A 12842-nucleotide genomic window follows, 5' to 3' on the forward strand; every position below is an offset into this window, starting at 1 on the left:
CACGACAAATGCATAAATTATTTATCTTTGCACTTGCAGGATTCCTTGCTCAGCTCATTGATGGATCACTAGGTATGGGTTTTGGTGCTTCATCATCATCAATATTACTCACATTTGGTATCGCACCAGCAATTGCATCCGCGACAATACATTTTTCAGAAATTGCAACAACGGCTGCTTCTGGTACCTCACATCTGAAATTTGAAAATGTACATAAACCTACCATGATTAAGTTAGCAATACCAGGTGCGATTACATCATTTATTGGCGCAGCGTTTTTAAGTCATATACATAGTGACTTGATTAAACCTTTTATAGCAATATTTCTATTAACAATGGGCATTTATATTTTATATCAATTTTTATATAAACGTAATCAAACAGTTGTTAAAGATCCTTCGACGATCGGGCGTTACGCCATGATTCCCCAAGGTGCAGTTGCAGGATTTTTAGATGCCATTGGTGGTGGCGGCTGGGGTCCAGTCAACACACCTTTATTATTAGCACAGAAAAAGCTAGAACCGAGATATGCCATAGGTACAGTATCTGCAAGTGAATTTTTTGTCACTATTTCAGCATCCATCAGTTTCATTATCTTCTTGGGATGGAGCCAGATTAACTGGGGGTTAGTGATTGCGCTAAGTATTGGTGGTTTGATTGCTGCACCTTTTGCAGCATGGTTAGTTAAAATTTTGCCGATGAATATATTAGCAGTCTGTGTTGGTGGGCTGATTATTTTTACAAATAGCAGTTCACTAATTAGTGTTTTTCAATTAAATGCAACAACTTCCATAGTGATAAAAATTGCAGTCATACTGCTTTGGATAGGCTTAATTATTTTCGCTTTATATCAAAATAAAAAGCTACCCATAGATTTTTCTAAAAAGAAAGTGAATGTTAACGCAAATGAGATAGATTAAAAGGAGTGAATCAATATGGCATTAACAAAAGAGATTATTGAAAATACGATTCAACCACATGGTGGTACATTAATTAATAGAGAAGTTAACGCTGAGCTTAAGGAAACAATGTTGGAAGTATCGCATTCCATGCCAGCCATTACACTGAACCCTTGGAGTTTATCAGATTTAGAACTGATTGGCATTGGTGGTTTTAGTCCACTTACAGGTTTTATGAATGAAGCGGATTATAATGAAGTCGTTGAAAATCTCCATTTGAAAAACGGTCTAGTGTGGAGTATACCGATTACGTTGCCGGTTACGGAAGATAAAGCAAATGAGCTTGAAATCGGTGAAAGCATTGCGTTATATGGTGAAGATAATCATTTATATGGTGTGCTTGAACTTGAGGAAAAATATACCTATGACAAGGAGAAAGAAGCAGCATTCGTTTATGGTACTACGGATATTGAACATCCAGGTGTATTGAAGGTATATGAAAAAGGCAGTGTCTATCTTGCTGGACCCATTCACCTAGTAGATCGACCGAAACATGATGAATTTGTCGATTATCATTTGGACCCATCTGAGACGAGACAATTGTTTTATGACTTAAATTGGAAAACGGTTGTTGGGTTTCAAACGCGTAATCCTGTACACCGTGCACATGAATATATTCAAAAAGCAGCTTTAGAATCTGTAGATGGTTTATTACTGAATCCTTTAGTAGGTGAAACAAAATCAGATGATATTCCTGCAGCCGTTCGCATGGAAAGTTATGAAGTGATATTAAAAAATTATTACCCGGAAAATAGAACGAGATTAGTTATTTATCCAGCTGCGATGCGTTATGCAGGTCCACGTGAAGCGATATTACATGCCACAGTACGAAAAAATTATGGTTGCACGCATTTTATTGTAGGACGTGATCACGCGGGTGTCGGTGATTATTATGGAACTTACGATGCGCAAACACTCATCGCACAATATGAAGATGAATTGGGCATACAAATTTTGAAATTTGAACATGCTTTTTACTGCAATGTTTGTGAAAATATGGCAACAGCCAAAACATGTCCACACGATGCTTCAGAACATTTACATTTGAGTGGCACGAAAGTTCGTGAAAAATTAAAAAACGGAGAGTCCTTGCCGAAAGCTTTTTCAAGACCAGAGGTAGCGGATGTACTTATCAAAGGATTACAAGAAAAATAAGATCAAAGGAGTTTGAACATGGCCACTTCAAATCATATTACATGGCATGAATCAGCAGTTACGAAAGTAGAAAGACAACAACGTAATCAACATCGCAGTGTTGTCATCTGGTTTACGGGTTTATCAGGTTCTGGTAAATCTACGATATCAGTAGCATTAGAAAAAGCATTATATCAACAACAAGTACATACGTACCGACTAGATGGAGATAATGTCAGACATGGCTTAAATAACAATCTTGGCTTTAGTCCGGAAGATCGAAAAGAGAATATACGTCGTATTGGCGAAGTAAGTAAACTCATGGTCGATGCAGGATTAATTACGATTACAGCGTTTATATCGCCCTATCAAGCTGACCGAGATGAAGTACGAAACTTATTAGACGACAAAGAATTTATCGAAATATACACGTCTTGTAGTATAGAAACGTGTGAATCTAGAGATCCTAAAGGATTGTATCAAAAAGCAAGAAACGGAGAAATTAAAGGATTTACTGGAATCAATGCGCCTTATGAAGAGCCCAATAATCCAGAAATTATTATAGATACAGAGCAAGACAGTATTGAAACAGCTGTTAATCAAATTATTGACTATTTAAAAGTACATGACTATCTTGATGTGAAACCAGTATAGGTTAAGCATTGATGTTTGGGAGAACGTGATAGAGATGTGCGAAATAACTGATGCATACAGAAGGTCAACATGTGAATCGTACGCAAAGGGGCATTGATATGGGCATTTTAAATATAATTGCATATTGTTTGATTATAATTTTTGTACTCGTCGTGGTTTTAGGTGTTTGGCTTGTAAATAAAGGACAAGATAGAAAATATTTTTTGACTGAATTGAAAATTATTGTCACGCTACTCATTATGAGTTATGTTGGTTTAGGTATTTCACTAGTCATATTAGGTTACTTAGGTGAAATATGATGTCTATTTTTAATCAATGTTATCAAGCTATGTAGATAATGTTTATTGTATAATAATGGGGAAGTGATACATCAACCCCAGAAAAAGAAGCGCTCAGGTGATTTAATTCAATGGATCTGAGCGCTTCTTCTTTATTTAATTTTTCGTATGGTTGGCTCACTTTCTAAGGATCCAGCTTCAGTCTGAGGTTTTTAGCTTGTCCTGTTTCTTCAAGCGTCTCGCCCAAAATACATTGTATTTATATGACTATACATCATCAGACACTGCTTTTTGGTTATACTTAACTTAAAATGAGTTGATTAAAAATGATGGCTCAACGTTATGTCGACATGTAATTTGAGTCGTAGCAAAGTTAAATGCATCATGATATAGTAAATAGATAAATTTTAAACATAATCAAATGTAGGTAGAGGTAGGTTCTAAGCATGAATAAGTCCATAGAAGAAATTGCCAAGGTTGAATTACATTGTCACCTAGACGGTTCAACAAGTGTTGAATTGATTAGACAACTTGCAGATGAACAAGGCGTTAACTTAGATGAATCAAAATTATTTGTCAGTAGTCAGTGTGATAGTTTAGATGACTATTTACAGTGTTTCGATGAAATATTAAAAGTACTTCAGACAAAAGATAGTTTGAAACGTGCGGTTGTAGATGTTGCCAAGCAAGCATATAACGATAATGTGAAATATATTGAAATTCGTTTCGCACCATTATTTCATATGGATCAAGGGTTAACGATGACAGAGGTGTTGGAAGCAGTAGAGTTAGGTGTTAATGAAGCGGTTAATACATTAGGGATAGGCGTTAATTTGTTAATATGTGCGATGCGCCAACATCATACTGAACAAAACCAAGCACTTTTTGATTTTATTCATCAACATCATCATGAAACAATTTGCGGCATTGACTTTGCAGGTCCTGAAGTAGGATTTCCTACTGTAGCGATTGAAGATACAATAAAATATGGCTTAGATAAAGGTTTCAATCTTACGCTACACGCTGGAGAGTGCGGTTGTATGCATAATGTGATAGAAGGTATTAAATTAGGCTCGAAACGTATTGGACATGGTGTTGCTATAAATCAAGATAAACAATCATTGCAGTTTGTTAAAGAAAATGACGTACTCTTAGAGATGTGTCCAAAAAGTAATATTCAAACCAAAGCCATTACAGGGTTAGAAGCATTAAATTTACCTTATTTGCTAGAACAAGATATACCTTTTTTAATTAATACAGATAATAGAACCGTTACACAGACATCATTAAATGAAGAATATACTTTACTTATAGAAAATGAAATGATCACATTAGAACAAGTTCAATATATTAATGAAAGAGCAGTAGACTATGCATTTTTAAGTGACGAAGAGAGAAAGCAGTTACACTTAAAAATGTAAAAATTATTTAAAACCCGAAGCAATAAATACACTAGCATGTTGATTCATAAAAAGATGATCACCAGCATAAAATGTATAAGCCTGTGTTTGTGATAAACCTATTTGAGCAAAGGTTTCTAGAATATCAGATTGCTTAAAGCCATTGTAAACTTTTGGATGCTGAACATTTTCATTTTTATCAAAATCAACTAAAATCAGCATGCCTCCTGGATTGAGGTGCGTGTAAAGTTTATGCAATAAAGCTTTATAGTCACCACTATGAAGTAAGACTAAAGATAAGAAAATGACATCATAGGTTGATTGGTTTAATGGATGATCATCAGCCAAAATATCGCCGACAAGTGTTTGAATAGAAGTCTTTTCTAATGCTGATATTTTTTCATCAAAAATATTTACCATTTGAGTTGAGGCATCCATAAGTGTGACTTGTTCAAAGTGATGATCTATATTTAATGTTACGAGTCCAGTGCCACCACCGTAATCTAATAATGAATGGTAAGTTGTATGATTGAGCAATTGATTTGTTGCTTGGGCAATGATTTGTGCTAGGTGAATTCTGTCAGGGTGGTTATACTTGTGAGCCATTTGTTCAAACTGGTCTTTATTCAAGGTAAAACTTCTTTAGTATTTAATGGTTATTATAGATACATTAAGTCTTTAATTGATTTTAGCATAAGACCATGCAAGGATACAAATCGTTTTATTCAAAATCATATACATTATAAATCTTATGATTTTATCATATTAACATTTATAAGCCTAAAGTAGGATTGAGTAAATTTAAAATACTTGGTTTACTATTATATATAGAAGAATGTGTAATGGAAGGAACAGTCAACGTGAATAATTATTTAAAAATGACGATAGGCAGTCTGTGTCTCATCATACTAATTATATGCATTGCGTTTAATTTAACGGAAAATATGGATGCCAGCATATATCAATTACTACATCGTACGATGTCTTCAGAGATAATCGTTCAATATTTAACAATGATTTCAACAGTATTTTCACCTATAGCCTGTTTATGTATGGTGTTAATCATATTACTAGGTTTACTGATTTATGATAGATTTAAATGTGTTTGGTATGGATTTTGGTGTTTTAGTGTCTTTGCTATTGGAACTTTTTTAAAATATGCTATCCAACGTCCAAGACCGAGTGCGGCCATCGATGGTTATAGTTTTCCTAGTATGCATGTGTTAAGTGTATGTATCTTAGTTAGTTTGATTGTATTATTAGTGAAACATAAGGCTGTCATCTTTATAGGCGCGATATTAATCTTATCAATTATGATATCTAGAATTTATTTACAAGCACATTATTTCACAGATACGATAGCTAGTTTATGTGTATTGTATATATTAATACAAACACTATATATTGAATTTGAAACTAAAGGTATTTTTAGTGTGATTTTTAAAAAAAGTAATAACACTTGAATTTTAAATTGCTTGATATATAATAGAATTATAAGTAAATGAAAGCTATAACTCATTACTTTGTGAAGAAGGTGAGTTAAATAGAATCACATAAAAAAGAACAACAATTTTCAAATTTAATTCGTTCTTATCGTAAACAACATGTAGGTAAAGGGCCTGAGAAAGTACAAGTTTCGTTTAAAGGAAACTGGGCTATTGCCTATATGACGGGCGCGTTAAGTAAAGTTGAACAGTTTTATTTAGGCGATAAACAAAATGAAGTCATGCTTCACTATAACCGCACTGAAAAGATAAAACAGTTATACAGCGATATTAAATTAGATGAAATGGAAACGCTCGTTGGAGCTAAATTTGTTAAATTATTTACAGATATTGATTTAGCCGATGATGAGGTTGTATCAATATTTGTATTCGATAAATCAATTGAATAAATACGGAATGGTGTAAGGTACTCGGTGCTGTTTGCTAACTACGTTTTGAATGATTCATTCAAGGAGGTGGTATGTGCAAATCGTATCGAGTATTTTTTTGCTTCGAAGATGCACATAAGTTCAGTAACATTGCACAGTTTTAAAAATAAATTATTAGGAGAGATAAGCATGAAAATCGTAGCATTATTCCCAGAATCCGTAGCAGGCGAAGATAATCAATTATTAAATACTGAAAGAGCAATTGGTTTGAAACCATTTTTAGAAGAAAAAGGACACGAATTCGTTATATTAACAGATAATGAAGCTGATTTAGATAAACATTTAGCAGATATGGATATCGTTATTAGTGCGCCATTTTATCCAGCATATATGACGAAAGAACGTATTGAAAAAGCACCTAATTTAAAATTAGCAATCACTGCAGGAGTAGGTTCAGACCACGTCGATTTACAAGCGGCAAGTGAACACAATATTGGTGTAGTAGAAGTCACTGGTAGTAATACAATCAGTGTTGCAGAACATGCAGTTATGGACTTACTCATCTTATTGAGAAATTACGAAGAAGGTCATAGACAAGCTAAAGATGGCGAATGGAACTTATCAAAAGTTGGTAACCATGCGCATGAATTACAAAATAAAACAATTGGTATCTTTGGTTTCGGTAGAATTGGCCAACTTGTAGCCGAAAGATTGGCGCCATTTAATGTAACAATCCAACACTATGACCCAATCAATCAAAAAGATAATGAGCATTCTACTTTTGTTAATTTTGATGAATTAGTATCAACAAGTGATGCGGTTACAATCCATGCGCCTTTAACACCTGAAACAGATGACTTATTTGATTATGATGTGTTAAGCCGTATGAAAGTTGGCAGCTATTTAGTAAATACTGCACGTGGTAAAATTGTAAATACAAACGATTTAGTGGAACTCTTAAATGCGAAACATATTCAAGGTTACGCAGGTGATGTTTGGTATCCACAACCAGCACCAGCAGATCACCCATGGAGAACGATGCCTAGAAATGGTATGACAGTGCATTATTCAGGTATGACTTTAGAAGCACAAGCGCGTATTGAAGAAGGCGTCAAAGATATCTTAACGCGTTTTTTCAATAACGAAGGTTATTTATGATTTTTCTAATCTTTTCTTTGTATGAATTATTTTCGCTTATCTTTAAATAACCTTGAATATACAAGAATTTCTTTACTCTTAAGTGATTTATAAAAAACGGCAAAAACATTTTAATTGATAAATAGAAAACGCCAGCAAGATAATTTTCAATTCGAAACTATCTTGCTGGCGTTTTTTGTATTCACGTGCCAGACTCTTTTTTAATATAGATTCCTGTGCTTAGTGTAACAGTTTATTTACCTTTAACTATGACTTCATCATTTTCAAGTACGATATCTACATGTTTTACTTCTGTATGATCTAAGTAGTAATCTGTGATTTTGTCGCGTACTTCTTGTTCAACAACACGACGTAACGGACGCGCACCCATTTCTTTGTCGTAGCCTTTGTCAATCAGCCAATCTTTGACATCTTGTGTGACGTTTATTGTGATTCCCTTTTTATCTAATGTTTTTTGAACATCTTCTAATAATAAGTTCACGATGTCTTGTAATGCATCTTTATCTAAATGTTCGAATTTAACGATACCATTGAAACGGTTGAGGAATTCAGGGCGGAAGAATTTTTTCATTTCATCCATAATATCATTAAATTCTTCATTTCCGTCACCAAAGCCAGCATTAGAAGTACAAATAATAATTGTGTTTTTAAAGTTAATGACATTACCTTGACCATCTGTTAAGTGACCATCATCCATAACTTGTAATAATAAAGTTAAGATTTGTGGATTGGCTTTTTCAATTTCATCAAATAAGATAACTGAATATGGATTACGTCTAACTTTCTCTGTTAATGTGTTTGAATTATCATCATAACCTACATAACCAGCAGTTGTTCCGATCATTTTAGATACGGCAGTTTGGTCACTATATTCACTCATATCTAAGCGAATTAACGTCTCTTTGTTACCGAACAAATCAATCGCTAACTGCTTTGCAAGTTCTGACTTACCTACACCTGTAGGGCCTACGAAAAGGAAGCTACCAATTGGGCGGTTTCCTTCATCGAATCCAGCACGATTACGACGAATTGCACGAGAAACAAGGTCAACAGCTTTATCTTGACCAATAATTTTATCTTTTAAGCGCTTATTGATTTTTTTCAATCTTTCGATATCACTTGCATCCATTTGAGATACAGGAATACCAGTTAAACGTTCTATTGAGTCAGACACGTCTTTTACAGTAGCTTTAGTATTGTTTTTGCCATTGTTGTTTTCTAGTTTATCTTCTAGTTCTTTAATTTCTTTTTGGAATTTGTCAGCTTCTTTATACTCTTCGTTACTCACGGCTTTACTTTTATCATCTTGTAATTGTGTAATGCGGTTTTCAATTTCTACTTTATCTACTGCAGGACTTTGTGCTGACAAGTGAGCTGCAGTAATATCTAGTACGTCAATAGCTTTATCTGGCAATAAACGTTGTGGAATATATTGAATTGATAAATCTACACAAGCTTTTAATACGTCATCTGGTAATTCAACATGGTGGTGTTCTTCAAATTTTTCACGGAGACCTTTTAAAATATTAAAAGTGTCATCAGGACTTGGTTCATTAACAAGTACTTCATTAAAACGACGTGCTAATGCAGCATCTTTTAAAATATTATTCCGATATTCATCTTGTGTAGTTGCACCAATAATTGAAAATTCACCACGGCTTAATGCAGGTTTAATTATATCTGATAACCCTTTACTACCAGAATCACCGCCAGTTGAACCTGAACCAATAATTTGATGAATTTCGTCAAAGAATAATACAACATTTTTCGCTTCTTTAACAGCTTCAACTAATTTTTGGATATTTTCTTCAAAAGCGCCACGATATTGTGTGCCAGCTTCTAAGGAAGAAATATCTACTGAGATGACTTCTTTATCTTTAATAGATGCTGGTACGTTACCTTTAACAATGGCTTGTGCTAAACCTTCAACAATAGCTGTTTTACCTACACCAGCTTCACCAACTAAAATAGGGTTGTTTTTAGTACGTCTACTTAAGACTTCAGCAGTTTCTTGAATTTCTTTATCACGACCAATTACTGGATCTAATAAATCATCACGTGCTTCTTGTGTTAAATTGCGCCCAATTTGTTCCAAATAATTACTTTCATCATTTTGTCCTTGAGTGCTAGATTGTTGAAATGCACGCGCACTTTGCTCAGCAGAATTTCCGCCTTGTTGTTGCTGTTGTCGTAATTGGGCTAATTGTTCGGGAGAAACCTCTTTACCATTGATATAATATTTTTTATTACCATTATTAACAGATTCTTGCATATCTTGGAATATTTTTCTGAAAATTGAATCAAAATCATCATTGAAAAATCCATTACTCATACATATCACCTCTAAGAAATTTTAGAAATACTTAAGACAACAATTAAATCATGAATGCTTCGAATCAATAATAAATGAATTAATTAATTCATTTATTATATGTGTAAAGATAATTCTTTAATGCCAATTGCTAATTAAATTTAAATCCCTACGTGTATTATTCCTCTTATAGTATATTGTTAAACATATTAAAAAATTATTTTTTATAACTGTCTATATTAAAGAATCAAAATTGTTAATTGCAGCTTGATTAAATCAAAAAGTATTTAATGCATTCTATAAATCACTTAAAAGTAAACAGGTATCAGTTTATTCAGGATTATTTAAAGATGCTAAAAAGAAATTGATCTAACCGAATTTATTTATCAAATTTTTGTTTGTGAAATTAAGATATATTTATTTGGTCTATATTTACGTTTTAAGATCTTATATACGTTTTTAGGCATAAAACTATATGATTTACCTCTAAATCTTTAAAATGACCTTTTAAAATTCAAAATAAAGGTATTTAAATTTTAAATCGTTCTTGTGATAGAGTTTACTTAAAAGGAGCGTTTTCTATGTCTATTTTAATGTGGATTGGGATTTTTGTTGCAGTTTTTATTGGTGGTATGGGAGTGTTTTTATCTTAATATTTTGGAGAAAAGCAAAATAAATAGACCACGTATTTATGCCGAGAAAATTTATTGACCAACTTCGACCTTTATGTTATATATATAGTGAAAATAGTTATATGCTTTATAGGGAGGGGTTGATATGAGTTTAGATAAAAATTCAAAAAAACTAATTCCTTTTAAGAATATGTCTAATTTTGATGGTGTATTTGAATTTAAGCCTTTTGTTGAATTCGAATTCAACAGTAATTGGGAAGAGTATTTAAATGATTTGGATTATGTCAAAAATATGAATCAAAAAATAGGTTAAATATGATAAGGAGTGATTGTTATGACTTATAATTTAAAACCATTTGGAAGAGATTATTTTGATATGACACCAAGTGAATTGTTTAGAGATTTTGGAAGACAATTTTTTAGTAATTTTACTGATGAACAAGGTATAAAAACTGATATTAGTGAAAAAGACGATAGATATGAATTAAAAGCAGAGCTTCCAGGATTTTCAAAAGACCAAATAGATATTTCTTATGAAAATGGGACGCTAATAATTTCTGCTGAAAATAATCAGGTAAATGAAGAAAAAGATGATGAAGGTAAAGTCATTCAAAAAGAAAGATCTTATAGTAACGTGAAGAGAATGTATTCACTTAATAATATAGATGAAGATAATATTGAGGCTAAATTTGAAGATGGTATTTTATCTGTAGATTTACCAAAAACAGAAAATAGTCAAAGAAAAGTTATAGATATCAATTAATATAAAAAAGAGATGTGAAAATATTTTCACATCTCTTTTTTAGGGTTTTAAGCAACGAGTTGAAAACGAGTTTCTTCTTGTATCGATAATCATTGGAGGCGAAATTAATATCATTTTCCCATCTACATGTATATCTTTACCATGAATGGATTCAATAGATTTAATCTCTCCATATAAACCTTCTTCTTGTAATTTTTAAAATCACTTTGTAAGGTTATTCTACTTTTTCTTTCAGCTCATTATATCCAGAGTCGATTTCAAATCCCAAATCTTCTATCATCTTATAATCTAATTTATTAGGCTGTCCTCCAGTAATTAAGTAGTCTCCTACAAATATTGAATTTGCTGCCTTTAAGGCCAAAGGTTGTAGTGAACGCAAATTAACTTCTCTACCGCCAGCAATTCTAATTTCTTTAGATGGATTGACAATCCTAAATAGAGATATAAGTCGCAAGCACTTCATGGGTGTCAATTCATCCATTTCTCCAAACTTTGTACCTTTAATAGGATGTAAAAAATTAATAGGAATACTATCTGCATCTATTTCTTTTAAGGCAAAAGCCATATCTATGATATCTTGATTTGATTCTCCCATCCCACAAATCACACCAGAACATGGTGAAATATTGTTTTCTTTCATAATTTCTAAAGTGTTTGTTCTGTCCTTATAAGTATGGGTAGTTACAACTTCTTCATGATAGTTTTCACTCGTATTTATATTATGGTTATATCTATCAACGCCAGATGATTTGAGCTTCTTAGCTTGTTCATCATTAGTTAAACCAAGGCACGCACATATTTTCAGTTGAGGATGGTTTGATTTAATTTCTTCTACTGTTCTACTTATATGATCAATTTCCTTGTTACTAGGTCCTCGGCCGCTCATGACAATGCAATATGTACCTATGTTATTCTCGTGAGCTACTTTGGCTCCGCTAACAATTTGTTCTTCTGGCACTAGAGCGTATCTTTGCTTTTGTTTCATATCTCTAGATTGACCGCAATAACCACAGTTCTCCGGACATATACCACTCTTAGCATTTAAAATCATATTTAATTTCACTTTTTTTCCATAATAATGTTTTCTTAATATATAGGCTTCGTTCAATAAATCTAATGTATCTATATTAGGATTTTCATATATTTTCAATAACCTCTCTTTAGTTAAGGTTTCTCCTTTTAAAATCTTTTCAGCTAAATTCATATTAATCATCCTCATCTAATATATTGTGTAGTGCTTTTTCAAAAATATTAACCATTTTTTAAATTTCTTTATTTAATATGCTTAAAATTGGAACAAAAGTAACAATATTTTCTAAAGCAATGGAACATACTATTTGGTTACCGGGGTAAGTATAGCTATGTAAAAATGTATTAACGCTATGATTATCGCTTAAAAATGTTTTATAAATCTATTGAGAATTTAAAGTAGCAGCTAAAGGTAAATCCCCCCGTAATCGTCTTACCTAGACACATGATATCTAGCGCACATTTTCATGATTACAAGCAAACATTTCACCACTCTTTCCTATATCTGTATTAGTACTGATAATAAAACTAAGCGTTCTAAATGTAAACTAAAAAATAAAAAAGTTTACATTTGAGGTGAAGCACTCCCATTAAATACAAAAATAAATCTGACATTTATCTAAAAAAGAGAGGCCTTAATTACTAATATTC

The 12842-nt window shown here is 32.5% G+C and carries 13 protein-coding genes and 1 pseudogene; 10 read left to right on the forward strand and 4 right to left on the reverse strand.

The features are described 5' to 3' along the window. Positions 1-8 precede the first annotated feature (8 nt). The 5 genes from ACM595_RS09885 (at position 9) to add (ending at position 4446) form a co-directional block, all read left to right on the forward strand. Positions 9-920: a sulfite exporter TauE/SafE family protein gene (locus ACM595_RS09885; RefSeq protein WP_037539163.1), complete on the forward strand. Its 912-nt coding sequence runs from the start codon at positions 9-11 to the stop codon at positions 918-920. Positions 921-935: 15 nt separating this feature from the next. Beyond that, complete coding sequence (sat, locus tag ACM595_RS09890; RefSeq protein ID WP_011303993.1) at positions 936-2114, forward strand: sulfate adenylyltransferase; 1179 nt, start codon at positions 936-938, stop codon at positions 2112-2114. Between the two features lie 18 nt (positions 2115-2132). Continuing rightward, positions 2133-2747: an adenylyl-sulfate kinase gene (cysC, locus tag ACM595_RS09895; protein ID WP_011303992.1), complete on the forward strand. Its 615-nt coding sequence runs from the start codon at positions 2133-2135 to the stop codon at positions 2745-2747. A 50-nt stretch (positions 2748-2797) separates the two neighbouring features. After that, a complete protein-coding gene (locus ACM595_RS09900) occupies positions 2798-3046 on the forward strand; it encodes a hypothetical protein (RefSeq protein ID WP_241091775.1) in 249 nt (82 codons plus the stop codon). A gap of 425 nt (positions 3047-3471) precedes the next feature. Beyond that, entirely contained in the window at positions 3472-4446 is a 975-nt protein-coding gene (gene add, locus ACM595_RS09905; RefSeq protein ID WP_069822146.1) for an adenosine deaminase, read from the forward strand. Positions 4447-4449: 3 nt separating this feature from the next. Here add and ACM595_RS09910 read toward each other — a convergent pair whose 3' ends face one another. Next, positions 4450-5055, reverse strand: a complete 606-nt coding sequence (locus tag ACM595_RS09910; RefSeq protein WP_069826053.1) for a class I SAM-dependent methyltransferase — start codon at positions 5053-5055, stop codon at positions 4450-4452. A 212-nt stretch (positions 5056-5267) separates the two neighbouring features. Here ACM595_RS09910 and ACM595_RS09915 point away from each other — a divergent pair, with 212 nt between their 5' ends. The 3 genes from ACM595_RS09915 to ACM595_RS09925 all read left to right on the forward strand — a co-directional run bounded on the left by ACM595_RS09915 (position 5268) and on the right by ACM595_RS09925 (position 7456). Further along, positions 5268-5888, forward strand: a complete 621-nt coding sequence (locus tag ACM595_RS09915) for a phosphatase PAP2 family protein (RefSeq protein WP_002484329.1) — start codon at positions 5268-5270, stop codon at positions 5886-5888. Positions 5889-5968: 80 nt separating this feature from the next. Beyond that, positions 5969-6319, forward strand: coding sequence for a DUF2294 domain-containing protein (locus ACM595_RS09920; RefSeq protein WP_037539162.1), 351 nt, complete (start codon positions 5969-5971; stop codon positions 6317-6319). Positions 6320-6487: 168 nt separating this feature from the next. Next, positions 6488-7456, forward strand: coding sequence for an NAD-dependent formate dehydrogenase (locus ACM595_RS09925; RefSeq protein WP_115340396.1), 969 nt, complete (start codon positions 6488-6490; stop codon positions 7454-7456). A gap of 232 nt (positions 7457-7688) precedes the next feature. Here the strand turns inward: ACM595_RS09925 and ACM595_RS09930 are convergent, their stop codons facing one another. Then, positions 7689-9788, reverse strand: a complete 2100-nt coding sequence (locus ACM595_RS09930) for an AAA family ATPase (RefSeq protein ID WP_419744282.1) — start codon at positions 9786-9788, stop codon at positions 7689-7691. A gap of 756 nt (positions 9789-10544) precedes the next feature. On the opposite strand from ACM595_RS09930, the gene ACM595_RS09935 reads away from it, so the two are divergent. Both ACM595_RS09935 and ACM595_RS09940 read left to right on the forward strand, forming a co-directional pair. Then, positions 10545-10712 carry a hypothetical protein gene (locus tag ACM595_RS09935; protein ID WP_160279506.1) on the forward strand — a complete coding sequence of 56 codons (168 nt, stop codon included), beginning with the start codon at positions 10545-10547 and terminating at the stop codon, positions 10710-10712. 21 nt (positions 10713-10733) lie between these two features. Then, positions 10734-11162 carry an Hsp20/alpha crystallin family protein gene (locus ACM595_RS09940; RefSeq protein ID WP_419744283.1) on the forward strand — a complete coding sequence of 143 codons (429 nt, stop codon included), beginning with the start codon at positions 10734-10736 and terminating at the stop codon, positions 11160-11162. A 214-nt stretch (positions 11163-11376) separates the two neighbouring features. Here the strand turns inward: ACM595_RS09940 and bioB are convergent, their stop codons facing one another. After that, a complete protein-coding gene (bioB, locus tag ACM595_RS09945; RefSeq protein ID WP_041080315.1) occupies positions 11377-12366 on the reverse strand; it encodes a biotin synthase BioB in 990 nt (329 codons plus the stop codon). A 58-nt stretch (positions 12367-12424) separates the two neighbouring features. After that, positions 12425-12691: pseudogene (locus ACM595_RS09950) on the reverse strand (aminotransferase class III-fold pyridoxal phosphate-dependent enzyme); the annotation flags it as partial. Positions 12692-12842: the final 151 nt, after the last annotated feature.

The sequence above is a fragment of the Staphylococcus sp. LKG3-1 genome (assembly GCF_048568385.1).
Classification (GTDB): Bacteria; Bacillota; Bacilli; order Staphylococcales; family Staphylococcaceae; genus Staphylococcus; species Staphylococcus saprophyticus.